The sequence below is a fragment of the Paracoccus sp. NFXS7 genome (assembly GCF_040148865.1).
Taxonomy (GTDB): Bacteria; Pseudomonadota; Alphaproteobacteria; order Rhodobacterales; family Rhodobacteraceae; genus Paracoccus; species Paracoccus marcusii.
The window spans coordinates 42,405-65,049 of the sequence record NZ_JAKEKV010000008.1; the positions used below are offsets into that span (position 1 = coordinate 42,405).

Annotated in this window: 21 protein-coding genes; 2 read left to right on the forward strand and 19 right to left on the reverse strand. The window is 67.2% G+C overall.

Translation table 11 applies throughout. From position 1 onward, the window contains the following. Positions 1-6: 6 nt before the first annotated feature. The 10 genes from LZ686_RS13755 to glpD all read right to left on the reverse strand — a co-directional run bounded on the left by LZ686_RS13755 (position 7) and on the right by glpD (position 10,512). On the reverse strand, positions 7-261 hold the full coding sequence (locus LZ686_RS13755) for a hypothetical protein (protein WP_045983698.1): 255 nt from the start codon (positions 259-261) through the stop codon (positions 7-9). Between the two features lie 174 nt (positions 262-435). Then, on the reverse strand, positions 436-1,383 hold the full coding sequence (locus tag LZ686_RS13760) for a nucleoside hydrolase (protein ID WP_349548161.1): 948 nt from the start codon (positions 1,381-1,383) through the stop codon (positions 436-438). 61 nt (positions 1,384-1,444) lie between these two features. Beyond that, positions 1,445-2,923: a glycerol kinase GlpK gene (glpK, locus tag LZ686_RS13765; protein ID WP_349548162.1), complete on the reverse strand. Its 1,479-nt coding sequence runs from the start codon at positions 2,921-2,923 to the stop codon at positions 1,445-1,447. A 68-nt stretch (positions 2,924-2,991) separates the two neighbouring features. Then, positions 2,992-4,695, reverse strand: coding sequence for an ABC transporter substrate-binding protein (locus tag LZ686_RS13770; RefSeq protein WP_349548163.1), 1,704 nt, complete (start codon positions 4,693-4,695; stop codon positions 2,992-2,994). A 79-nt stretch (positions 4,696-4,774) separates the two neighbouring features. Beyond that, positions 4,775-5,047, reverse strand: coding sequence for a DUF2160 domain-containing protein (locus tag LZ686_RS13775; protein WP_045983694.1), 273 nt, complete (start codon positions 5,045-5,047; stop codon positions 4,775-4,777). Between the two features lie 12 nt (positions 5,048-5,059). Next, positions 5,060-5,869, reverse strand: a complete 810-nt coding sequence (locus tag LZ686_RS13780; RefSeq protein WP_045983693.1) for a carbohydrate ABC transporter permease — start codon at positions 5,867-5,869, stop codon at positions 5,060-5,062. A 4-nt stretch (positions 5,870-5,873) separates the two neighbouring features. Continuing rightward, positions 5,874-6,740, reverse strand: a complete 867-nt coding sequence (locus tag LZ686_RS13785) for a carbohydrate ABC transporter permease (protein ID WP_045983692.1) — start codon at positions 6,738-6,740, stop codon at positions 5,874-5,876. Between the two features lie 9 nt (positions 6,741-6,749). After that, complete coding sequence (locus LZ686_RS13790; RefSeq protein ID WP_349548164.1) at positions 6,750-7,820, reverse strand: ABC transporter ATP-binding protein; 1,071 nt, start codon at positions 7,818-7,820, stop codon at positions 6,750-6,752. A gap of 9 nt (positions 7,821-7,829) precedes the next feature. After that, positions 7,830-8,891 carry an ABC transporter ATP-binding protein gene (locus LZ686_RS13795; protein WP_349548165.1) on the reverse strand — a complete coding sequence of 354 codons (1,062 nt, stop codon included), beginning with the start codon at positions 8,889-8,891 and terminating at the stop codon, positions 7,830-7,832. A 31-nt stretch (positions 8,892-8,922) separates the two neighbouring features. Next, positions 8,923-10,512, reverse strand: a complete 1,590-nt coding sequence (gene glpD, locus LZ686_RS13800) for a glycerol-3-phosphate dehydrogenase (protein WP_349548166.1) — start codon at positions 10,510-10,512, stop codon at positions 8,923-8,925. A gap of 280 nt (positions 10,513-10,792) precedes the next feature. Between glpD and LZ686_RS13805 the strand changes: the two genes are divergently transcribed. After that, positions 10,793-11,551, forward strand: a complete 759-nt coding sequence (locus LZ686_RS13805) for a DeoR/GlpR family DNA-binding transcription regulator (RefSeq protein WP_045983688.1) — start codon at positions 10,793-10,795, stop codon at positions 11,549-11,551. Between the two features lie 7 nt (positions 11,552-11,558). Here the strand turns inward: LZ686_RS13805 and LZ686_RS13810 are convergent, their stop codons facing one another. The 4 genes from LZ686_RS13810 to LZ686_RS13825 form a co-directional block, all read right to left on the reverse strand. Then, positions 11,559-12,590 carry a nucleotidyltransferase family protein gene (locus LZ686_RS13810; protein ID WP_349548167.1) on the reverse strand — a complete coding sequence of 344 codons (1,032 nt, stop codon included), beginning with the start codon at positions 12,588-12,590 and terminating at the stop codon, positions 11,559-11,561. A 48-nt stretch (positions 12,591-12,638) separates the two neighbouring features. Then, on the reverse strand, positions 12,639-13,661 hold the full coding sequence (locus LZ686_RS13815; protein WP_349548168.1) for a Hint domain-containing protein: 1,023 nt from the start codon (positions 13,659-13,661) through the stop codon (positions 12,639-12,641). A 114-nt stretch (positions 13,662-13,775) separates the two neighbouring features. Continuing rightward, positions 13,776-14,096 (reverse strand): hypothetical protein, encoded by a 321-nt coding sequence (locus LZ686_RS13820; RefSeq protein ID WP_349548169.1) that lies wholly within the window; start codon positions 14,094-14,096, stop codon positions 13,776-13,778. Continuing rightward, complete coding sequence (locus LZ686_RS13825; protein WP_349548170.1) at positions 14,093-14,650, reverse strand: sigma-70 family RNA polymerase sigma factor; 558 nt, start codon at positions 14,648-14,650, stop codon at positions 14,093-14,095. Before LZ686_RS13825 ends, LZ686_RS13820 begins: the two co-directional genes overlap by 4 nt. Positions 14,651-14,758: 108 nt before the next feature. Between LZ686_RS13825 and LZ686_RS13830 the strand changes: the two genes are divergently transcribed. After that, entirely contained in the window at positions 14,759-14,965 is a 207-nt protein-coding gene (locus tag LZ686_RS13830) for a hypothetical protein (protein ID WP_127899444.1), read from the forward strand. Positions 14,966-15,056: 91 nt separating this feature from the next. On the opposite strand, the gene LZ686_RS13835 is transcribed toward LZ686_RS13830, so the two are convergent. The 5 genes from LZ686_RS13835 to treZ all read right to left on the reverse strand — a co-directional run bounded on the left by LZ686_RS13835 (position 15,057) and on the right by treZ (position 22,591). Continuing rightward, the gene (locus LZ686_RS13835; protein WP_045983704.1) at positions 15,057-15,299 is read right to left on the reverse strand and encodes a DUF2934 domain-containing protein; all 243 of its coding nucleotides are present in this window, start codon (positions 15,297-15,299) and stop codon (positions 15,057-15,059) included. Positions 15,300-15,338: 39 nt separating this feature from the next. Then, positions 15,339-17,381, reverse strand: coding sequence for a glycogen debranching protein GlgX (gene glgX / locus LZ686_RS13840; RefSeq protein WP_349548171.1), 2,043 nt, complete (start codon positions 17,379-17,381; stop codon positions 15,339-15,341). Beyond that, entirely contained in the window at positions 17,374-18,531 is a 1,158-nt protein-coding gene (locus tag LZ686_RS13845; protein ID WP_349548172.1) for a sugar phosphate nucleotidyltransferase, read from the reverse strand. The genes glgX and LZ686_RS13845 overlap by 8 nt, the downstream gene beginning before the upstream one ends. 137 nt (positions 18,532-18,668) lie before the next feature. Then, positions 18,669-20,912: a malto-oligosyltrehalose synthase gene (gene treY, locus LZ686_RS13850; protein ID WP_349548173.1), complete on the reverse strand. Its 2,244-nt coding sequence runs from the start codon at positions 20,910-20,912 to the stop codon at positions 18,669-18,671. Continuing rightward, positions 20,909-22,591, reverse strand: coding sequence for a malto-oligosyltrehalose trehalohydrolase (treZ, locus tag LZ686_RS13855; protein ID WP_349548174.1), 1,683 nt, complete (start codon positions 22,589-22,591; stop codon positions 20,909-20,911). Before treZ ends, treY begins: the two co-directional genes overlap by 4 nt. Between the last annotated feature and the right edge of the window lie 54 nt (positions 22,592-22,645).

Sequence of the window (22,645 nt, forward strand, 5' to 3'; positions counted from 1 at the left end):
CGCGGCTCAGCGATCGCTGTTCATTTCGGCGATCTGGCTGTCGCCCGAGATCTTGGTCACGGTCAGCATCTCGTCGCCCGACAGGTTGGCGCGTGCCAGCTCGGTCGAGGTCATCACGGTGCGAGCCGGAACCTGAACGGTCTCGGCGACCTTTTCGACCGACGAGCTGGAATAGGGACGCTCGTTGGTGCCGTTGACGGCAGCCATTGCGCCACCAGCGGTCAGGGACAGGGCGGCCAGGGCGTACACAAAATTTTTCATGATCGTTTTCCTTGTTCTTGCAACATCTTGGAAGCGGTGGCGCGCCGGATGCGCGTCTGGTCCGTTCCGATGACTGTCAGATAAGGGGGGCACAAACGAAAGATTAGGCGCAAAATCGCGCGCTCTGTGTTCGATGGGACGGGACAATCGTGCGGGATCGTCCCGTCCGGTCGGTCAGGCGGTGCAGACCTGGGCGATGCGGGCCAGAATCGCGTCGGGCTGACCGTCCAGCGTGGCCGATTGCCGCGGGCGGCCCTCCCACGCGCCCAGGGGGCCCTGGCGGTCGGCGGGGTTCATCAGCGTCAGGCCCAGGGCGATGCCCTCGGACAGGACGCGGACCTCGCCCTGGGTCAGGGTGAACAGGTCCGGATCGGTCAGATAGACGGCGGCGGTGCAGTCATGGACCAGCATCCCGTCATAGCCCGCTGCCTGATAGAAGCCGACATAGCCCTGCGACAGATCGGCCACCAGCTGCATCCCCGCGCCGCCCCGCGCGCCCAGATCGGCCAGCGTGGCGCTGTCCATGAAGGTGCGCGTGGTCAGGTCCAGCGGCACCGCGATGACCGGCCAGTCGGCGCCAAAGACGACGTCGGCGGCCAGCGGGTCGCCCCAGATGTTCGCCTCGGCCGCGGGGGTGATGTTGCCGGGCACGCGGAAGGCGCCGCCCATGATCACCACGTCACGCACCAGCCCGGCGATGTCGGGCGCCATCTGCACCGCCCGCGCCAGGTTCGTCATGCGCCCCACGGCCAGTACCCGCACCTCGCCCGGATGTGCGCGGATCGTGTCGATCAGGAACTGCGCGGCGGTCTCGGGGCCCTCCACCGGGGCATCGGGGGTCGGGTGGTTGCCCAGCCCGTTGTCGCCATGGATATGGGTCGGCCAGAATTCGGGCGGCATGTCGGGGGTCATCGGCCCCTCGGCCCCGCGATGGACCGGGGCATCATGCCCCCAGGCCTGCAGCAGAAAGCGCGCATTGCGGGTGGTCATCGCCACCGGCGCGTTGCCGAAGACGGTGGTCACGCCCAGCAGGTCGATCTGCGGGTGGCGCACCAGATAATAGAGGGCCAGCGCGTCGTCCACGCCGGGGTCGGTGTCAAAGATCACCTTGTGCTGGGTCATCGTCCTGTCCTGTCTGTGATCGGCCCGATGTAACGTCCCACCGGGCCGCGTCAACAGCCGGTCACAGCGACATGGTGGCCTTGACCGCCCGGCGCCAGGCGTCATAGCGCGCGGCGCGGTCCTCATCTTCCATCGAGGGGGCAAAGCTGCGGTCCAGCGCCCAGTCCTTGGCGAAGCCGGCCATGTCGGGATAGATCCCCGGCCCCTGCCCCGCCAGCCAGGCGGCACCCAGGGCCGTGGTCTCCAGCACCTTGGGCCGGTCGACGGGGGCGCCCAGGATGTCGGACAGGAACTGCATCGCGTAATCGGAGGCGCTCATGCCGCCATCGACGCGCAGCGCGGTCTCGCCCTTCGGCTCCCAATCGGCCTTCATCGCCTCCAGGAGGTCGCGGGTCTGGAAACCCACGGATTCCAGCGCGGCCCGGGCCAGTTCGGCGGGACCGGAATTGCGCGTCAGGCCATAGATCGCGCCGCGGCTGTCGGGCGACCAATAGGGCGCGCCCAGACCGGTGAAGGCCGGAACCAGGATCACCTGCTGGCCGGGATCGGCGCGTTCGGCCAAAGGCTGGGTCTCCTTCGCGTCGCGGATGATCTTCAGCCCGTCGCGCAGCCATTGCACCACCGCGCCCGCGATAAAGATCGAGCCTTCCAGCGCATAGGTCGGCTTGCCGTCCAGCTGATAGGCGATGGTGGTCAGCAGCCGCTGCGTCGATGCCACCGGCTTGTCCCCGGTGTTCAACAGCGCAAAGCAGCCGGTGCCATAGGTCGATTTCATCATGCCGGGCTCGAAACAGGCCTGGCCCACCGTGGCCGCCTGCTGATCGCCCGCGACGCCGGTGATGGGGATGGGGCGGCCGAACAGGTCGGGGCGCGTGGTGCCGAAATCGGCGGCACAGTCCTTGACCTCGGGCAGCATCGCCATGGGGATGTCGAACAGGCCGCAGATGGTCTGCGACCAGCGGCCCTTGTGGATGTCATAGAGCATCGTGCGCGCGGCATTGGTCGCGTCGGTCGCATGGACCGCGCCGCCGGTCAGGTTCCAGATCAGCCAGCTGTCCACCGTGCCGAAGGCCAGATCGCCCGCCTGCGCGCGGTCGCGGGCGCCGTCCACATGGTCCAGAATCCATTTCAGTTTCGTCGCCGAGAAGTAGGGATCGACCAGCAGCCCGGTGCGGGCGGTGATCATGTCGGCATGGCCCGCGGCCTCCAACTCGCGGCAGAAATCGGCGGTGCGGCGGTCCTGCCAGACGATGGCGTTGTGGACGGGCTTGCCCGTTTTGCGGTCCCAGACCACGACGGTCTCGCGCTGGTTGGTGATGCCGATGGCCTCGATGCGGGGGTTGCCGCATTTCTCGATCGCGGCGCGGCAGGTGGCCGCCGTGCTGGCCCAGAGATCCGCGGGATCATGCTCGACCCAGCCCGATTGCGGGAAATGCTGGGGAAACTCCTCCTGCGCGCTGCCGCAGGGCTTCATGGCGCCGTCAAAGACGATGGCGCGGGACGAGGTCGTGCCCTGGTCGATGGCAAGGATATGGGTCATGGGCGGTCCTTTCGTCACGAACGGGGGGCGCGGATCGACCGCGCCCCCCTCAGGTTATCGGGCAGGCATCACTCCTGCCAGCGCTTGATCAGCTCCTCATAGGCGATGGTGACCGGCGCGGGCTTCTCGTTCTCCAGCTTGGCGACGGGGGCGCCGGGCTGGTCGATCCAGTACTGGGGGTCCTGCTCCTCGTTCAGGACCGGGCCCAGATCACCCTGCACGCCCGACCGCTCCAGGCGCGACAGCACGTCCTCCTGCTGCTCGCAGAGCGCGTCCAGCGCCTCCTGCGCGGTCTTGGCGCCCGAGGAGGCATCGCCGATGTTCTGCCACCACAGCTGCGCCAGGCGCGGATAGTCGGGGATGTTCGCCCCGGTATCCGACCAGCGCACCCGGTCGGGCGAGCGATAGAACTCGACCAGGCCGCCCAAGCGCGGCGCGCGCTCGGTGAAGCTTTCATGCCGGATCGAGCTGTCGCGCACGAAGGTCAGGCCGACATGGCTCTTCTTGGTGTCGACGGTCTTGGACACGATGAACTGCGCATAGAGCCACGCCGCCTGCGCGCGGTCCACCGGGGTCGATTTCATCAGCGTGGCCGAACCCACATCCTGATAGCCGACCTTCATGCCCTCCTCCCAATAGGCGCCATAGGGCGAGGGGGCCATGCGCCATTTCGGCGTGCCGTCCTCGTTCATGACGGGCAGGCCCTCCTTGACCATGTCGGCGGTGAAGGCGGTGTACCAGAACATCTGCTGGGCGATGTTGCCCTGCGCGGGGACGGGTCCCGCCTCGCTGAAGGTCATGCCGGCCGCGGCCGGGGGCGTGTAGTTCTGCAGCCAGTCGATGTATTTCTCGATCGCATAGACGGCGGCCGGGCTGTTCGTCGCCCCGCCCCGCGCCATGCACGACCCCACCGGCTGGAAGTTGTCGTTCACGCGGATGCCCCATTCGTCGACCGGGAAGCCGTTGGGCTCGCCCTTGTCGCTGGCCCCCGCCATCGACAGCCACGCATCGGTGAAGCGCCAGCCGAGCGACGGGTCCTTCTTGCCATAGTCCATGTTGCCATAGACCTGCTGGCCGTCGATCTCGCGTCCGGTGAAGAACTTGGCGATGTCCTCATAGGCCGACCAGTTCACCGGCACGCCCAGGTCGTATCCGTATTCGGCGCGGAACTCGGCCATGATCTCGGGGTCAGTGAACCAGTCGTGGCGGAACCAGTAGAGGTTCGCGAACTGCTGGACGGGCAGCTGGTACAGCTTGTCGTCGGGCGCGGTCGCCTGCGCCAGGCCGATGAAATCGTCCAGGTCCAGGCCGGGGTTCGTGAAATCGGCACCCTCGCCGGCCATCCAGTCGGTGATGTTGCGGACCTGCTGATAGCGCCAGTGGGTGCCGTCCAGGTCGGCGTCGTTGATGTAGAGGTCGTACACGTTCTCGCCGGTCTGCATCTGCGTCTGCAGCTTCTCGACGACGTCACCCTCGCCGATCAGGTCATGGGTGACCTGGATGCCGGTAATGGCGGTGAAGGCCGGCGCCAGGACGCGGCTTTCGTATTCGTGGGTGGTGATCGTTTCCGACACCACGTTGATCGACATGCCGGACAGGGGCTGGGCGGCGTCGATGAACCACTGCATCTCGGCCTCCTGCTCCTCGCGGGTCAGGACGGACTGGTCGCCGATCTCGGCATCAAGGAACGCGCGCGCGGCCTCGATGTCGGCGAAGGCGGGGCCGGACAATGCCAGCATCACCGCGGTTGTGGACAGCAATCTCAGGCTCATTGGTCTTTCCCTCCCTGGGATTTTCGAGGTTGGCAGACGGCCGGCGGGACCCTCATCCCCCACAGGCCAATGCGCTGTGTCAGACCCACCGAAAGACGGCGGCGGCCCAGACCAGGCAAACCAGCATCGCCCAGGGCAGTGCCGCCGTCGTCAGACCCAGCCAAGCCAGGGTGATGAAGGCAGAGCCCAGAAGCGTGATGAACAGGCGGTCGCCCCGCGTCGTCTCGATCCCCAGGACGCCGCGGCGCGGCGTTTCGGGAAACCGGACCGCCAGCACCGTGAAGGTGACCAGCAGCAACGCGATGGTGACGAAGAAGATCGCGGTCGGCAGCGTCCAGGCCATCCATGACATGGCGTATCCCCCTTACACGCGGCCCAGGGCAAAGCCCTTGGCGATATAGTTGCGGACGAACCAGATGACCAAGGCACCCGGCACGATGGTCAGCACCCCGGCCGCGGCCAGCACGCCCCAATCGACGCCCGATGCCCCTTGCGTCCGGGTCATGGTCGCCGCGATCGGCTTGGCCGCGACCGAGGTCAGCGTCCGCGACAAGAGCAGTTCGACCCAAGAGAACATGAAGCAGAAGAACGCCGCGACCCCGATTCCCGACGAGATCAGCGGCATGAAGATCCGGGTGAAGAACCGCCCGAAGCTGTAGCCGTCGATATAGGCGGTCTCGTCGATCTCCTTCGGCACGCCGCGCATGAAGCCCTCCAGGATCCACACGGCCAGCGGCACGTTGAACAGGCAATGCGCCAAGGCCACCGCGATATGCGTGTCGAAGAGGCCCACCGACGAATAGAGCTGGAAGAACGGCAGCGCGAAGACGGCGGGCGGCGCCATGCGGTTGGTCAGCAGCCAGAAGAACAGGTGCTTGTCGCCCATGAAGTGATAGCGGCTGAACGCATAGGCCGCCGGCAGCGCCACGGCCACGGAGATCACCGTGTTCATCACCACATAGATCAGGCTGTTCACGTAGCCCATGTACCAGGCCGGATCGGTCAGGATGGTCGCGTAATTGGCAAAGGTCAGGTTCCGGGGCCACAGGCCGAAGGTGCCGGTTATCTCGGCATTGGTCTTCAGGCTCATGTTGATCAGCCAGTAGATCGGCAGCATCAGGAACAGAAGATACAGGATCATGACGACGGCGCTGCCGTTGATGCGCTTGCCCATGCTCTCAGCCCCTTTTGTCCAGATTGGTCATGACCGTGTAGAAGACCCAGGAGATCAGCAGGATCACCAGGAAGTACATCAGCGAGAAGGCCGCCGCCGGACCCAGGTCGAACTGCCCGAGCGCCATCTTGACCAGGTCGATCGACAGGAAGGTCGTCGCGTTGCCCGGCCCGCCCCCGGTGACCACGAAGGGCTCGGTATAGATCATGAAGCTGTCCATGAAGCGCAGCAGGATGGCGATCATCAGGACGCCCGCCATCTTGGGCAGCTCGATATAGCGGAAGACCTTCCAGCGGCTGGCCTGGTCGATCCGCGCCGCCTGGTAATAGGCATCGGGGATCGACTGCAGCCCGGCATAGGCCAGAAGCGCCACCAGCGAGGTCCAGTGCCAGACATCCATCACGATGACCGTGGCCCAGGCATGGATCGGGTTCTGGGTATAGTTGTAGTTGATCCCCAGGGCGTCAAGCGTATAGCCCAGCAGGCCGATGTCGACGCGCCCGAAGATCTGCCAGATTGTGCCGACCACGTTCCACGGGATCAACAGCGGCAGCGACATCAGCACCAGCACGACGCTGGCCCAGACCCCGCGTTTCGGCATGTTCAGCGCGACGAAGATGCCAAGCGGGATCTCGATCGCGATGATGATGGCCGAGAAGATCAGCTGGCGGCCAAGCGCGTTCCACATGCGTTCGGACGACAGCAGGTCCTGGAACCAGCCGGTGCCGTTCCAGAAGAAGACGTTGTTCCCGAACGTGTCCTGGAACGCATAGTTGACCACGGTCATCAGCGGGATCACCGCCGAGAACGCGACCAGCACCAGCACCGGCAGAACCAGGAACCAGGCCTTGTGATTAACGGTCTTTTCCATGGTCCCCCCTTATGCCGCAGCCACGCGCCAGTCGTCGGCATAGATGTTCACGCGGCCCGGATCGAAGACCGCGCGGGTCATGTCCGCGGTGATGGCCTGATCCTCGGGCGCGATGATGTTCAGGTCGTGCCCCATCAGGTCGGCGCGGATGATGCGGTGGCGGCCCACATCCTCGATCCGGCGGATGGTGACGGGCAGGCCCTGATCGGCGGACAGGCGTACATGCTCGGGGCGGATGCCCAGCTGCACCTTGCCCGACAGCGCGCCATAGGACCCGGCCAGCGCGGTCGTGCCGCCCGGAACCTGCGCCTGCGATCCCGCCACGGTGGCGGGCAGCAGGTTCATGCCGGGCGATCCGATGAAATAGCCCACGAAGGTATGTTCCGGCCGGTCGAACAGTTCCTCCGGCGTGCCGATCTGGACCACGCGGCCGTCATACATGACGACAACCTTGTCGGCGAAGGTCAGCGCCTCGGTCTGGTCATGGGTCACATAGATCATCGTGTGGCCGAAATCGTGATGCAGCTTCTTCAGCTGGGTGCGCAGTTCCCATTTCATGTGGGGGTCGATCACGGTCAGCGGCTCGTCGAACAACAGGGCGTTCACGTCCTTCCGGACCATGCCGCGGCCCAGGCTGATCTTCTGTTTCGCATCCGCCGTCAGGCCGCGGGCCTTGCGGTCCAGCATGTGCTCCATCCCGATCATCGCGGCGATCTGGGCCACGCGCTCGGCCACATAGGTCTCGGGGCGGCCGCGGTTCCTCAGGGGAAAGGCCAGGTTGTCGCGCACGGTCATGGTGTCGTAGACGACCGGGAACTGGAACACCTGCGCGATGTTGCGTTCGGCGGTGGGCGCGCGGGTCACGTCCACCCCGTCGAACAGGATGCGTCCCTGCGACGGGATCAGCAGCCCCGAGATGATGTTCAGCAGCGTCGATTTCCCGCAGCCGCTGGACCCCAGCAGCGCATAGGCCGCCCCGTCCTGCCAGTCGTGGTTCAGCTCCTTGAGCGCGTAATCCTCCGGGCCCTTGGGATGGGCCGAATAGGAATGGGCGAGGTTCTCCAGCGTGATCTTGGCCATAACCCCTCCTCAGGCGGCGCTTGCATAGGCGGCGGGGGTGACCATGCGGCCATCCTCGGCAAAGACATAGACGTGGCGCGGGTCCAGCCAGACCGGCAGCACCTGCCCCAAAGGCAGTTCGTGGACACCGTGGATCAGCCCGACCCACCGTTGTCCGTGATGGTCCAGATGGACGAAGGTCTCGGACCCGGTCAGTTCGGTCACGACCAGCTGCGCGTCGAACTGCACCGCGTCGGGGGCATGCCGGGACAGGTGCAGGTGGTTGGGCCGGAACCCCGCCAGATAACGCCCGTCGGGCAGCGCGGGCATGCCCGCGACCGACGCCCGCCCGCCCGCCACCTGGAAGGGCAGGAAATTCATCGGCGGATCGCTGAACACCCGCGCGGTGGTCGCATCCACCGGCTGGCGATAGACCTGCGGCGTGGGCCCGAACTGCGTCACGCGGCCCTCCCACAGGGTCGCGGTGTTGCCACCCAGCAGCAGCGCCTCCTCGGGTTCGGTGGTGGCATAGACGAAGATCGCGCCCGATTCCGCGAAGATGCGCGGGATTTCCACGCGCAGCTCCTCGCGCAGCTTGTAGTCCAGGTTCGCCAGCGGCTCGTCCAACAGCACCAGACCGGCGTTCTTGACCAGCGCGCGCGCCAGCGCGCAGCGCTGTTGCTGGCCGCCCGACAGGTCAAGCGGCTTGCGGTCCAGCATGGGGGTCAGGCGCATCATCGCGGCGGTCTCGCGCACGCGGCGGTCGATCTCGGCGCGGTCGACGCCCATCAGTCGCAGAGGGGATGCGATGTTCTCAAAGACGGTCATCGCCGGATAGTTGACGAACTGCTGATAGACCATCGCGACCTTGCGGTCCTGCACCCGCATGCCGGTGACGTCGTGGCCCTCCCACAGGATGCGCCCCCTGGTCGGACGGTCCAGCCCCGCCATCAGCCGCATCAGCGATGTCTTGCCCGACAGCGTCGGCCCCAACAGCACGTTCATCGTGCCGCGTTCCAGCACCAGATCGGTGGGATGGACATGCACCTGCCCCTCGACCACCTTCGTCACGCCCTGCAATTCTAACGTCATGTCCCCTCCCAAGGCCCTCCTGACGGCGCGTCTATTCCGCGGCCGCCCCCTGCGCCCATCGGGCCTGTATCCACTGGTCCAGGACCTGCACCTGATCGGCGTCCAGGCGCAGCCCCAGCTTGGTCCGCCGCCAGACCACGTCGGTCGCGCGGCGGGCATATTCGTGATCCATCAGCCACACGACCTCCGCCTCGGTCAGGGTGGCGCCGAAGTCGACGCCCAGGTCGGCGGCCTGCTGCGCGCCCGCAAGGATCGTCGCGGCCTCGGTCCCGTAGGCGCGCACAAGGCGGCGGGCCCAACCTTCGGTCAGGAACGGATGATCCGTTCGCAGCCGTGCGACCAGCGCCGGCACCCCGTCGACAGGGAAATCCCCGCCGGGCAGCGCCACGCCCCGCGTCCAGTCGCCGGGCAGGTTCGGAAAGAACGGCGCGATCTTGGCCAACGCCGATTCCGCCAGCCGGCGATAGGTGGTGATCTTGCCGCCGAAGACGTTCAGCACCGGCGCGCCGCCGGTCTGGTCGACCTTCAGCGTATAGTCGCGTGTCGCCGCCGTGGCGCTTTGCGCGCCGTCGTCATACAGCGGCCGCACCCCGGAATAGGACCAGACCACGTCATCCGCAGTCAGCTGGCGGCGGAAATACTGGTTCGCAAAGCCCAGCAGGTAATCGCGCTCCTGCGGCGTGCATTCCGGCTTGACCGACGGGTCCTGGTGGTCGGCATCGGTCGTGCCGATCAGGGTGAAGTCGGTCTCGTAGGGGATCGCAAAGATGATCCGCCCGTCGGTGCCCTGAAAGAAATAGCATTTGCCGTGATCATAAAGGCGCCGCGTCACGATATGGCTGCCCCGCACCAGGCGCACACCCTCGGTCGAATTCAGGCGGATCGTGCCCTGGATCAGGTCGCCGACCCAGGGTCCGCCGGCATTGACCAGCATCCGTGCGAGGTGCTTGGTCGTCCGGCCCGTCGCCATGTCCTGAGTGGTCACGATCCAGTGGTTGGGATGGCGATCGGCGGACAGCACCTTGGTGCCGGTCATCACCGTGGCGCCGCGCGCCTCGGCGTCGCGTGCGTTCAGGACCACCAAGCGCGAATCCTCGACCCAGCAGTCGGAATATTCATAGGCGTGATGAAAGCGTTCCTGCAGCGGCGCGCCTTCGGGGGTGCCGTCCAGCGACAGCGTGCGCGTACCGGGCAGGATCTTGCGGCCGCCAAGCGTGTCATACATGAACAGCCCCAAGCGGATCAGCCAGGCGGGCCGACGGCCCTTCATCCAAGGCATGACCATGCCCAGCAGCTTGGAGGTCGGCGTGTCCGATTCGAACCGCATGTCCGGGTGATAGGGCAGCACGAACCGCATCGGCCAGCTGATATGCGGCATCGCGCGCAGCAGCACCTCGCGTTCGATCAGCGCCTCGCGGACCAGCCGGAACTCGAAATACTCCAGATAGCGCAGGCCACCGTGAAACAGCTTGGTCGAGGCGCTGGACGTCGCTTGCGCCAGGTCGCCCATCTCGGCCAGGGTGACGGACAGGCCGCGCCCGGCCGCATCGCGGGCGATCCCGCAACCATTGATGCCGCCCCCGATCACGAACAGATCGACCGTCTTGCCTGTACCCGTCACGCGCCGCCATCCTTTCATGGACCCTGCCTATGTGTGCCGTCGTTCGCACCAAAAAGAAAGGATTTTATTTTCGTTTCGGTTCATTTGTATTTTTTATATGTTTATTAAGATCTTACAGAGAACACGTCACGGATTATGCCCTGAATTGGCACGGAAATGGCGTGTCTGATGCCGATTCATCGCGCCATTCCTTGCACGATCTGCACAAACCGCAACAAAGCGAACATCTTGCCTGTTCGGCAGGGTCGTGCAAGATCGACGAAACCGCAAGGGGTGCCCCATGTCGCAAAGCTTCCGCCAGCCCGAGATCCTGGAGATCGCCCGCCGCGACGGCAAGGTCACGGTCGAGGGGTTGGCCGGGCATTTCGGCGTCACGCTGCAAACGATCCGACGCGACCTGACCGACCTCGCCGAGGCCGGCCGGCTGGAGCGTGTTCACGGCGGCGCGATCCTGCCCTCGGGCGTGGCCAATATCGGCTATGAGGAACGCCGCGCCCTGCACCACGACGCCAAGACCGCCATCGCCCGCGCCTGCGCCGCCGAAGTGCCCGAAAAGATTAGCCTGTTCCTGAACATCGGCACCAGCACCGAGGCCGTGGCCCGCGAGCTGCTGGGCCATCGCGACCTGCTGGTGGTGACGAACAACATGAACGTGGCGAACATCCTGGCGGCCAACACTGATTGCGACGTGATCGTCACCGGGGGCAGCCTGCGCCGCGCGGACGGGGGCCTGGTCGGCACGCTGGCGGCCGAGACCATCCGCCAGTTCAAGTTCGACCTGGCCGTGATCGGCTGCTCCGCGCTGGACCGCGACGGCGACCTTCTTGATTTCGACATCCAGGAGGTCGGCGTCAGCCAGACCATCCTGCGCCAGTCGCGCCGCACCTTCCTGGTGGCGGACCATTCCAAGCTGTCGCGCAGCGCGCCCGCGCGCATCGGATCGCTGTCGCAGCTGGACGCGATCTTCACCGACCGCCCCTTGCCCGGCGATCTGGCCCGCGCCTGCGAAGGGTGGCAGACCCGCGTGATGCTGCCCTGATCGCCGGCTACAGCGCCGCCAGCAGGGCGGCGGTCTGGGGCATGCGCGACAGGCTGGCCGCGATGCGGTCGCGCCACCGCGCGCCGCGCGACAGGGCGTCCTCATGCGCCTCGGCCAGATCGTCGGGGCGGTCGCGGGCCAGCGCGTCGATCAGGAACGCGGCCTGCGCCCGGTCCTTGGCGGATTTCAGCCGATCCTCGGCGCGACGGCGGTCTGCCACGATCAGCTTGTGGATGGCGAACCGTTCCGGGCGCGGCACCTGGACCAGCACGCCGCTGCGATAGGGGATGGCCGCGGGGATCGGATCCGCGATCAGATAGTTCAGATGGTGCAGCGCCTGCGCCTGCACCCCAAGCGCGGGCAGGTCGCGCAGCCCCTCCTCGCCAAAGGCCGGGGTCAGGAATTCGACCAGCGCATTGCCCTGCGTCTGCCGCCAGCGCCAGGCGCGGCCCGGCTGCAGGCTTGGCGCCGGGGCAAAGTCGAAATCGGCCAGGACCTGCGTGACCGGGGGCGCCGCCGCATCCTCCAGCGCCAGGGACAGGCGCTCAAAGCTGGCGATGTCCAGATCGTCGGTCTGCGCGGTCTGTTCCAGCGACAGGGCCAAGTTCAGTTCCCCCTCGTACAGGCGAAAGGCATGGGTGCCGACGACCGTGCCGCCAAGGCGGAACACCCCCGCCCCCGACAGCGCCGCCATCAGGCTTCCGCTGGTCGGGTCCAGGCCCAGAAACCCCTCGGCCCGCAGCAGGCGCACCAGCCGGGCGCGATCGCGACGGCGCTGTTCGGCGGGCACCCGATCGTCGCGCAGCGCCTGCATGCGGGCGGCCATGTCTGGGCCATCCTCTCCCAGATAGCGCTTGCGGACCTGGGTGCCGACGCGAAAGCTGTCGTACCAGTAGCCCCGCCCGTTGCGTTCGACCAGGGTAGGCGCGCCACGCAGATCACGCAGCCCCTCGTCGCGCAAGGCGCGCAGCAGGTCGTGATAGGCGGCATGGGCCAAGGCGGAATGGGATCGGGGCATCATGTACAACAGTTGTGACATCTGTTGAATACAATCATGTTCAACAGTCGGCAAGACCGTTGAACATGATCAGCCCTGGGTCATGACCCGGTTGACCGCATGGCGGCGGGCCAGCTGGCGCCCCTCGGCCCCGTTCAGCATCCGACGCGCCGCCGGGCGGGTCGGACCGTCGGCGGCACCCGTCATCAGCCCCAGATCGGGGAACAGGGCCAGCACCTCGCGCCGGGCGGTCTCGGACAGGGTCTTAAGCGCGTCGGGACTGGTGTGCAGCGTCTCTGCGCAGGCGCCTTCGGCCAGGACAAGCTGGTGCTCCTCGCAGACGAAATGCAGATAGGTCACGCCCCCCTGCCACGGCGCCGGACCCACCCCGGGGATAGAGGTCAGGTGCTGTGCCGCAACCAGCACCTCGGGTTCGTCGAACATCCGCCGGGCGATGCGCGACCCGACCAGAAGGCGGTGCTGCGGAGACACGACCAGGTCGCGGGCCGGGATGCCGGGGCCAAGCGCATCGCGCCGGATCAGGATCGGACGCCGTTCGGGTTCCGCGTGCAGCCGGGCGGGGCCAAGGGTACGGGTGCCAATCCATGCGATCCGCTGCCGGCCCGCATCGCGGGTCTGGACCGCCATGCCGGGGCGCAGCATCTGGACCGGCATGTCGCCCCCGGCGGTGCGGATCATCGTGTCGCGGGCAAAGCACATCACCCCCGCGGCAAAGGCGTGGGGCAGGCGCCGCACCTCTGCGATCAGCCGCGTGGCACCCGGCAGGTCCGGCGCACCGTCGGGATAGAGGAACACCAGGCCCCCGCCCCCGTCCTGCAACAGGACCACCGTGCGCGGGCTGCCCAACGGGACCACGGCGGTTCCGGCCGCGAAGGCCGGCGTGACCGTGCCCGACCCCAGAACCACGGCCGGACGGTCAGGTTCGGGATGCGCGATCCGCCCGATGTCCAGCGGCCGCCCGTCGTCCAGCGCCGCCCCGGACCGCCGCGGGCCGAACGCGTCCAGCCGCAGGACCTGTCGCCCGTCCAACAGCTGTCCCGCCAGGACCGGCCCGGCATAGTCGTGCAAGCAGACGTCCTGGGCGTGCGACATGACAAGGCTCCGGCGCATGGGTCGTACATCCGGAAGATACGCACTCACAGTACCGTTTGTTTCACCTTGGATGGGAATATTTGCGCGTTATGCACATGGCCGTGCGATGGCCTGTCATCCCAGCAGCATCCACAGCACCAGCGCCTTGGCGGCCAGCACCACACCGACGATCACAGGGACCGGCACGCCGGACAGGGGCGACCGGCGGACCGGCGGTCCGAACAGCCGCCGCTGGATCAGGGGCAGCACGTCGGGCGCCGGCACCGATCCGAACTGCCCGTTCATTGGCGACAGGCGCATCTGCCAGGCGGCGACCAGTCCCGCCCAGACCGGGTCGCGGGCCAGACGCCGATCCGCCAAAGCCCGCTGTTCCGGGTCCAGCAGGCCGATGGCGTATTCCGCAGCCATGATGTCGTCGGTCGAGGGGTCGGTCATTCGGGGTCCGTAAATTGATCCATGCAGGCGCGCAGACGCTGCAGCGACCGCCGCAGCCAGGTCTTCATCGTGTTCAGGGGAACGTCCGCATCGCGGGCCAGCTCCTCATAGCTCCAGCCGTCAAGATAGGCCCGGCGCACGGCCTGCGCCTTGTCTGCGTCCAGTTCATCCAGGCAACCGTCCAGCCGCGTCCGCTGATCGGCGGCGATCGCCTGCGCCTCGGGGCCCGGGCCGGGACCGGGCAGGCCCGGATCGACGGGCTGGGTGACCGGGCACACCTGCCGCGAGCGCAGCCGGTCGATGGCCGCGTTGCGGGTGATCGCCACAAGCCAGGTCCGCGGATTCGACAGCCGCGGGTCATAGCGGCCGGCCCGCGTCCAGACCCGCACGAACACCTCCTGCAGCAGATCCTCGGCATCGGTGCGGTCGCGCAGCATCCGCAGCAGAATTGCGAACACCATGTCGCAATTCGTGCGATAGAAGTCGGCGAAGTCCGCCCGCGATCCGGCCGCGATGGCCACAAGCATCCGAACGTTGTCGTCGTGATCCGTCATGAACCGTACAGTCTTGATTTCTCATGGTCGTGCTGCATAGTTCCAGACTGGACCACAATTTCAAGTTGTCGATCATTTGATTCAAAACAGCCGGAGGGTATTGCCAAGATGAGCATCAGGACCAAGATCATGCTGATCGTCTTTGCCGGAATCCATATCCCCCTGATCGCGGCGGTGGCGGCGGTATCATTGCTGCACGTCACGGCGGTGCAGGCGCTGCTGATGATCCTTCTGCTGTCCACGCTGGCCGGCGCGGTGACGTCGATGCTGGCCGTCGCCCGCGTCATGCGTCCCCGATCCGCCATCGCGGCCTGACCCGAACCGTCCGGGCCCTGCAGAAAGATACGGGCCGCGGCGCCGAAGGTTTCAGCGCCGCGGCCCTATTTTCACGTCATGCCTGCGGCGGTCAGCGGGCCGCGCGACGACGCGCCGCGGGTCCGGCGACGGCCGAGGGGACGTTGCCCTCCTCCTCGGCGCGCTCACCGGCATCGGCTGCGGATTGCGCGGCGTCAGGCTGTCCTGCACCGGCCTCGATCTCGGCGGTGGCGCGGGCCCAGTGGTCGGCCTCCTGGCCCTCGGGGCAGCCCTCGTTTTCCCAGATCTGATGGGCGCGGGCGCGGATCAGGTCGTCTTTGTCCAGATCGGTCATCATGTCCTCCATTGATGAGACTTCGGGTCGCGGCGGCCCTCACGCACGGGTCAGGGCCACCACGCTTTGCCATCCCAAGGGCAGAACCCCCGAAACGGTATCCATGCAGGCGATGTCGTCGCGCGCCGTATCGATGCGCAGCGTCCAGTCGCCTTCGGGCAGGGCGAATTCGCCGTCGTCGCCCGCATTCACGATGATCAGGATCTCGGGCGCGTCAGTGGGCTGCAGCATCAGGCCCAGGATCCGCAACTCTCCATCCGACCAGTCCGCGTCGGTCATCGCATCGCCGCGCGGGTGGAACCAGCGGGCGACGGGCTGACCTTCGGGTCCGCTGAAATGCGTCTGTGCCAGACCGCTGTCCTTGCGGAACGCGGTCAGCGCCGCCACGGCGTCGCGGATGTCGGCGCGCGCGCCGTCCCAATCCAGCCAACTGATCTCGTTGTCCTGGCAATAGGCATTGTTGTTGCCGTCCTGGGAATTGCCCATCTCGTCCCCGGCCAGGATCATCGGCACGCCCTGCGACAGGAAGATGGTGGCCAGCATGCCGCGCACACGGCGAACGCGGGCGGTGTCGATGCCCGCATCGTCCGTCGGCCCCTCGGCGCCCAGGTTGTCGGACAGGTTGTGGTCGTGCCCGTCGCGCCCGTCCTCGCCATTGGCGTCATTGTGCTTGTCGGAATAGCTGACCGTGTCCCACAGGGTGAACCCGTCATGCGCCGCGACGAAGTTCACCGAACTGGTGGCCGGACGATGGCTGTGGTTGAACTGCACCGGCGATCCGACCAGACGCTCGGCGATGACGCCCAGCTGGCCGGAATCGCGGCGCCAGAAGGCGCGGGTGTCGTCACGGAACTTGTCGTTCCATTCGCGGAACGGCCAGCGGTATCCGCCGACCTGATAGCCGCCCTCGCCGATGTCCCAGGGTTCGGCGATCAGCTTGATGCCGGACAGGACCGGGTCCTGGCGGATGGCATTGAAGAACGACCCGTCACGCTCGAACCCTTCGGATTCGCGGCCCAGGGTCGATGCCAGGTCGAACCGGAACCCGTCAACATGCATCACCTGCACCCAGTAGCGCAGCGAATCCATCACCATGCGCAGCACCATCGGATGCGCGACGTTCAGCGTGTTGCCCGTGCCCGTGGTGTCGAAGCTGTGGCGCTTGTCCTCGGACAGCAGATAGTAGCTGGCATTGTCGATGCCGCGGAAGGACAGCGTCTGGCCCAGCTCGGACCCTTCGCAGGTGTGGTTGAAGACCACGTCCAGGATGACCTCTATCCCGGCCTTGTGGAACTTGCGGATCGCCTCCTTGACCTCGCGGATCTGGCCCGTCTTCAGATAAGGCGTATGAGGCGCGAAGAATGACAGGGTCGAATAGCCCCAGTAGTTCGACAGGTCCTTCTCGACCAGATAGCGGTCGTTGGCGAACGCATGAATCGGCAGCAGCTCGATCGCAGTGACGCCGATCTTCTGCAGGTGGCTGATCACCGGCTCGGTCGCCAGGCCGCGGAACGTGCCCTGCAGGTCCTCGGGGACGTCGGGATGGCGCTTGGTCACGCCCTTGACATGGGCCTCGTAGATGACCGTGTCCGCCCAAGGCGTGCGCAGCGCGCGTTCGGTGTCCCAGTCAAACCGGCTGTCCACGACCACGCCCTTGGGCATGAAGGGCGCGCTGTCGCGTTCGTCAAAGGACAGGTCGTCCTCGCCGATCGTATAGCCATGCAGCGCATCGTCCCAGATGATCTCACCCCGCAACTCGCGGGCATAGGGGTCCAAGAGCAGCTTGTTGGGGTTGAAGCGGTGGCCGTTCTCGGGCTCGTAGGGGCCGTGCACGCGATAGCCATAGACCTGGCCCGGCATGATGTCGGGCAGGTATCCGAACCAGATGCCCCCCTCCATGTCCGGCAAGGGCAGGCGGTACAGTTCCTCCTGGCCCTCGTCGTCGAACAGGCACAGCTCGACCTTGGTCGCGTGGTCGGAATACAGCGCGAAATTCGTCCCCTCGCCCATGAATTCGGCGCCCAGGATGTCGGAACGGGCCTGGGTGGCATCAAAGATAGGAGGGGTGGTCAGATCACGCATGAAGTCCTCGGCGGTTGGAAGGGGGTGGGGTGACGGAACGACGGATATGCGCGTGCGCGGCACGGCGGTCCAGCATCGTTTGCGTGATCAGGACGGTTCCCGCAGGGGTGCGAGTGAACCAGCGGGCGTCCTCGGTCGCGTTCTCTCCGGTGACCAGTCCCGGGGGGACCTGCGTTCCGGGGGCGACCAGCGTGCAGGTCAGGCGGGCGCTTTCGGGCACGACGGCGCCTGGCATGGCGATGCTGCCGCGTCCCAGGTACCAGTCGGATGCCGGGCTGGCAAAAGGCAGGCGCGCGGGCTCGGCCGACACGAAATCCAGCTGCGCGCGGCGCAGCGCGTCCAGCGTGCCCACGTCGCGCCAATAGCCGCGGCCCGACGGCCCGGCGGGCATCCGCCACACGCCGGCCACGCCCTGCGCCACCGCATCGGGGATCACGTCATGGCCGAAATCCATCGCCTCGACCGGACGGTCGAACAGCGCCTCCTGCAGCCAGCGGCGGTCGAAGACATAGATGCCCATCGACACCATCGCCCGATCGGGCTGATCGATCATGCCGGGGGGGTCGGCGGGCTTTTCCAGGAATGACAGGATGCGACCCTGCGCGTCGGCCTGCATGACGCCAAAGCCGCGCGCCTCGGCCCGGGGTACCGTGTCGACGGCCACGGTCACCGCCGCCCCCGACACGCGATGCGCCGCCAGCAGATCGGCATAGTTCATGTCATAGACATGGTCGGCCGCCAGGATCAGGACCTGATCGCCGCCCATCGCCTCCAGCGCATCCCAGGTCTGGCGCGCGGCGTCGGCGGTGCCCATGAACCGGTCCTGACCATCGCGCAGGGCCAAGCCGGCCTGGGGGAAACGGTGGCCCCACCGTGTCGGCAGGTGGTGATGCAGGCTGTGCGGCGCGTATTGCGTGGCGACCAGCATCCGCGGCAGGCCGGACCGCACGGCATTCGCCATCGCAAAGTCGATGATGCGGTTCGCGCCCGCAAAGGGCACGGCGGGCTTGCTGTCGCGGGCGGTCAGTTCATGCAGGCGCGTGCCCTTTCCCCCCGCCAGCAGAAGGGTCGCGACCCCGGTGACGGGGACGGGCGCAGGACGGGTGATGGGGGTGGCCAGGCGCGGCACGGCGGGCATGTATTCTGACATGGCGACATCTCTTGCAGGCTAGGGTTTCATCCCGCCATGCTGCCCAATGGAGAAGGGCTTGTGGCGCGTCACCTGTCGAACCGCCATGCCCTCCGGTTGTTCCCACGCGCGTCAAATATCAATCGGGCGAAAGGGGATCATGCCTCTCTCAGATGCACCCGGCAGCCGTCGGGCCCATGCCAGTCCAGAATTGCGGCACCGGCGTCGGCCGCTGCCGCCCCGCCGGGCAGATCCAGGCGGGCGATCAGCTGACGCTTGCCCGCGCGGCGGGTCAGGCCGATGCCCGCATCGTCGATCTGGACCCGCGTATCGGCATCATGCAGCAGATCGGCCATCTGCGCCCGCAACGCCAGCAGGCGATGGGTCCAGCGGGCCTTGACCGCGCCGATGTCGTCTCCCTGATCGCCTGCGGCCAGTGCATCCCACGGCACGGGGCGGCGGTTGTCCGGGTCGGTCAGTGCCAGGAACAGGCCCTGCGTGCCCTGATAGACGTCGGGAAAGCCCGGCATGACCATCTTGAACATCAGCTGCGCCAAGATCAGCGCCTGTCCCCGTTCCAGCAGCCGCGTCAGGGCAGCGGGGGCATCGCGGTCCCACTCCTCCAGCAGGGCGCGGCCCAGATCGGCGATGCGCCCCTCGACCGCCTCGTCGGGGTTGGTCCAATAGCTTTCCTGCTTGGCCTCGCGCAGGGCCTTCTCGACATGGGTGTTGACGCGTTCGCCCGCATCCTCGGCCCCGTGCAGGGCCAGGGCGGTCTGCACCATGTACCACCGCCAGCGCGGGTCCACGCCCTTCGCCTGCGGCATCCGGGCCGCGGCCTCATCCAGCGCCGTCAGATCCTCCGGCAGGTGGCTTGCGGCGACCAGGCGCGCACGGGCATCCTCGGACCGTTTGCTGTCATGGGACGAGGTCAGCACCATGTCGCCCACGCGGCGGCGGGCCATGGCCTCGGTCGCCTCGGGCCCGGTGATGGTCGCCTCGTCGGGTTCGGCGCCGACCTCGTTCGCAGGCAGATAGCGGGTCCAGCGAAAGCCGGCCGTGTCCTCCTGCGCCTTGGCCAGCAGCGCGCCCGAAACCTGCTGCAGCCGCGTGACGAAAGCCTGCTGCGCGGGCGTGGACGGCTCGGCCCAGACCTCGGCCAGCTGTCGCACCACAAGATCACTGCGCAACCCCTTTGCGGCCTCTTCGGCCACCTGCTCGATCAGCACGCGATCATCGGCGTCTGCGCCGCGTGCGGTGACATAGGTGCGATAGCGCGGCGTGGCGATCAGCAGCGCGGTCACCGCCTCGCGCAGGGCCTCGGGGCCGGGTTCGACCTCCGAGACCGGCGCCAGCGCATGGGCCGCCATGCGCGACAGCTGCATCCGCTCGGCGGCCAGCTCGTTGTCCAGGATCTCGTGCTTGGCCTGCGTCAGAGTGTCGGCAAAGGACGGCGTCGGGCCGATGGCGTCATGCCAGGCATCATCCAGACGCTCCAGCCCCGCGGCGGGGGTCAGCATGCGGGTGATCAGGCGCCCGGCTTCATAGCCGGTCGTGCCCTCGGTCGCCCAGGCATCAGGCAGCGGTTCGTCGCCCGTCAGGATCTTCTCGATCCAGATCGGCGTGTCGGGCAACGCCGCCGCCAGCCTGTCCAGATAGTCCGCAGGATCGGCCAGCCCGTCGACATGGTCCACCCGCAGTCCCTGAACCTGACCGCTGCGCACCAGCTCCAGGATCAGCGCGTGGGTGTCCTCGAACACCGACGGGTCCTCGACCCGCATGCCGATCAGGTCGGTGACGTTGAAGAACCGCCGATGCGTGATGCCGTCCCGCTCCAGCACGTGATGGACCAGCCGCCAGTGCTGCGCCTCGTGCAGGGCCCGCAGATCGTCGGTGGCATTCGTGCCGGGCGCCAGCGGCAGTGCCAAATCGCCGAACATCCACTGGCCATCGCGGACGCGGAACGCGCCCTCGGTCAGCATCTGCTCGAACGGGGCGGGCAGCCAAGGCAGGACCAGCGGCCCTGCCTGCCAGTCGATGTCGAAATGCCGGGCGCGCGGGCTGGACCGGCCATGGGTCAGCACGTCGGCCAGCCACGGGTTCTGCACGGAAAACGCGGTGTGGTTCGGCACGATGTCCAGGATGATCCCCAGGTCGCGCGCCTTGGCCTGTTCGGCCAGCGCGGCAAATCCCTCTGCCCCGCCCAGGCTGTCCTCGATCCGGGTCGGATCGGTGATGTCATAGCCGTGGGTCGACCCCTCGGTCGCGGCGAAGATCGGCGACAGGTACAGGTGGGACACGCCCAGACCGGCGATCTGGTCCAGGCGTGCGGTCAGGGCCGCGAAATCCACCCCCTCGCGCAGCTGGATGCGGCAGGTGGCAGTCGGAATACGCGGAATCATGACAAGGCTTTCACGGTGAGGGAAAAGAGATCGCCGGGCTGTCCCACGGACAGGTCGGCATCGGGCAACGGTGTCGGGTCAGGCTGGCCCAGGGCCAGCGACAGCGCAAGGCCGCCGCCGGGGAACTGCCACAGGGCGCGGATCAGGCCCGGCCCCTCGCGGGTGACGCTGGCTTCGGGCTTGCCGCTGTTCAGCAGCGGCACGACATGGGCCGCGCGGAACGCCAGCGCCCGGCGGGTCAGGTCCATCCAGTCGCGGGCGTCGGCATCGTCGCGCCAGCCAAGGCGCGACCGCTCCATCGTCGCGGGGTCGATCGGGTCCGGCACGCCGTCGCCCAGGCTGGCGATGCCCGGAAACTCGGATGCGCGGCCCTTGCGGACGGCCTCTCCCAGATCGCCCGAATAATCGGCAAAGAACTGAAACGGCGCGGTCTCTCCGCGCTCCTCTCCCATGAAGACCATCGGCATATAGGGCGCGACCAGCAGCAGCGCATAGGCGACGCGGACGGCCTCGGGCTTGGCCAGGGTCAGCAGGCGCTCTCCCAGGGCGCGGTTGCCGATCTGGTCATGCGTCTGGATCGCGTTCACGAAGGCCGTCGGCGGCAGGTGACCGCAGGGCGCGCCGCGCGGATGGTCCAGGCCTTCCCGCGGCTGGCCCTCCTCGATATGGCCGCGCGACAGGGCCAGCGTCAGGTCGGCGATCGGGTCGACCGCAAAGCTGGCGTAATAGCTGTCCGATTCCCCAGTCAGCGCGACATGGACCGCGTGATGGAAATCGTCGTTCCAACTGGCGTCATAGCCCACCTCGCGCAGGTCGGGGATGTTGCGCTCGTCCTCGGTGATCAGGTGGCGGCGGGGGGTCAGGGTGGCGATCTCGGCGGCCAGGTCCTTCATGAACTGGGCCGAACCCGGCCCGGTGATCTGGTGCACCGCGTCCAGCCGGAACCCGTCGAAGCCATAATCCCGCAGCCAGTGCATCGCGCAACCGATCCAGAAATCGCAGACCTGCGGACGCGAGAAATCGATCGCCGCGCCCCAGGGCGTGTGCCTGTCTGGGTCGAAGAAGTCCGGCGCCGCGTGGTGGATCCACGCACCGTCCGGGCCGAAATGGTTCATCACCAAGTCCAGGATCACCATCATCCCGCAAGCATGCGCGGCCCGGATCAGCCGGCGCAGATCGCCCGGACTGCCATAGGCCGGATGCGGGGCATAGGGCAGCACGCCGTCATAGCCCCAGCCCCGGTTGCCGGGAAACTGGCCCACGGGCAGCAGCTGGATCGCGGTGAAGCCAAGCGCCGCCAGCCCCGGCAGCCGGTCGACGGCGGCAGAGAACGTGCCCTCGGGGGTGAAGCAGCCGACATGCAGCTGATAGATGACCGCCTCGGACCAGGGGCGTCCTGCCCATTCCTGCGGCATCGGCGGGTCGGTCACCACGGATGCGTCGTTCACACCCCCCGCCTGCAAGCGGCTGGCGGGGTCGGGCATGTCGGTGCCGTCCACGCGGAACAGATAGCGGGCGCCGGGGGTGGCATGGCTGCGGGCCTGCCAGATGTCCAGATCGCCCTTGTGCATGGGCTGCGCCTGCCCGTCGACCAGCAGGTCGACCTGTTGCGCCCGCGGCGCCCACAGGCGGAAGGTCAGGCCGTCGTCATCCCGCACCGGTCCCCAAAGGTGTCGCATCGTCCCGGTCCCTCCGACAGTGGCTGCGGGGGTCAATGACCGGGATGCAAAGGC

Excerpts from the sequence above, each read along its gene's own strand:
- LZ686_RS13820 (WP_349548169.1), bottom strand. The coding sequence starts at position 14,096 with ATGACCGACCCCTCGACCGACGACATCATGGCTGCGGAATACGCCATC.
- glpK (WP_349548162.1), bottom strand. The coding sequence starts at position 2,923 with ATGACCCATATCCTTGCCATCGACCAGGGCACGACCTCGTCCCGCGCC.
- LZ686_RS13760 (WP_349548161.1), bottom strand. The coding sequence starts at position 1,383 with ATGACCCAGCACAAGGTGATCTTTGACACCGACCCCGGCGTGGACGAC.
- LZ686_RS13805 (WP_045983688.1), top strand. The coding sequence starts at position 10,793 with ATGTCGCAAAGCTTCCGCCAGCCCGAGATCCTGGAGATCGCCCGCCGC.
- LZ686_RS13780 (WP_045983693.1), bottom strand. The coding sequence starts at position 5,869 with ATGGGCAAGCGCATCAACGGCAGCGCCGTCGTCATGATCCTGTATCTT.
- LZ686_RS13845 (WP_349548172.1), bottom strand. The coding sequence starts at position 18,531 with ATGTCAGAATACATGCCCGCCGTGCCGCGCCTGGCCACCCCCATCACC.
- LZ686_RS13835 (WP_045983704.1), bottom strand. The coding sequence starts at position 15,299 with ATGACCGATCTGGACAAAGACGACCTGATCCGCGCCCGCGCCCATCAG.
- treY (WP_349548173.1), bottom strand. The coding sequence starts at position 20,912 with ATGATTCCGCGTATTCCGACTGCCACCTGCCGCATCCAGCTGCGCGAG.
- LZ686_RS13770 (WP_349548163.1), bottom strand. The coding sequence starts at position 4,695 with ATGAGCCTGAGATTGCTGTCCACAACCGCGGTGATGCTGGCATTGTCC.
- LZ686_RS13795 (WP_349548165.1), bottom strand. The coding sequence starts at position 8,891 with ATGACGTTAGAATTGCAGGGCGTGACGAAGGTGGTCGAGGGGCAGGTG.
- LZ686_RS13815 (WP_349548168.1), bottom strand. The coding sequence starts at position 13,661 with ATGTCGCACGCCCAGGACGTCTGCTTGCACGACTATGCCGGGCCGGTC.
- LZ686_RS13810 (WP_349548167.1), bottom strand. The coding sequence starts at position 12,590 with ATGTCACAACTGTTGTACATGATGCCCCGATCCCATTCCGCCTTGGCC.
- LZ686_RS13825 (WP_349548170.1), bottom strand. The coding sequence starts at position 14,650 with ATGACGGATCACGACGACAACGTTCGGATGCTTGTGGCCATCGCGGCC.
- LZ686_RS13790 (WP_349548164.1), bottom strand. The coding sequence starts at position 7,820 with ATGGCCAAGATCACGCTGGAGAACCTCGCCCATTCCTATTCGGCCCAT.
- LZ686_RS13775 (WP_045983694.1), bottom strand. The coding sequence starts at position 5,047 with ATGTCATGGATGGCCTGGACGCTGCCGACCGCGATCTTCTTCGTCACC.
- treZ (WP_349548174.1), bottom strand. The coding sequence starts at position 22,591 with ATGCGACACCTTTGGGGACCGGTGCGGGATGACGACGGCCTGACCTTC.
- LZ686_RS13755 (WP_045983698.1), bottom strand. The coding sequence starts at position 261 with ATGAAAAATTTTGTGTACGCCCTGGCCGCCCTGTCCCTGACCGCTGGT.
- LZ686_RS13830 (WP_127899444.1), top strand. The coding sequence starts at position 14,759 with ATGAGCATCAGGACCAAGATCATGCTGATCGTCTTTGCCGGAATCCAT.
- glgX (WP_349548171.1), bottom strand. The coding sequence starts at position 17,381 with ATGCGTGATCTGACCACCCCTCCTATCTTTGATGCCACCCAGGCCCGT.
- LZ686_RS13785 (WP_045983692.1), bottom strand. The coding sequence starts at position 6,740 with ATGGAAAAGACCGTTAATCACAAGGCCTGGTTCCTGGTTCTGCCGGTG.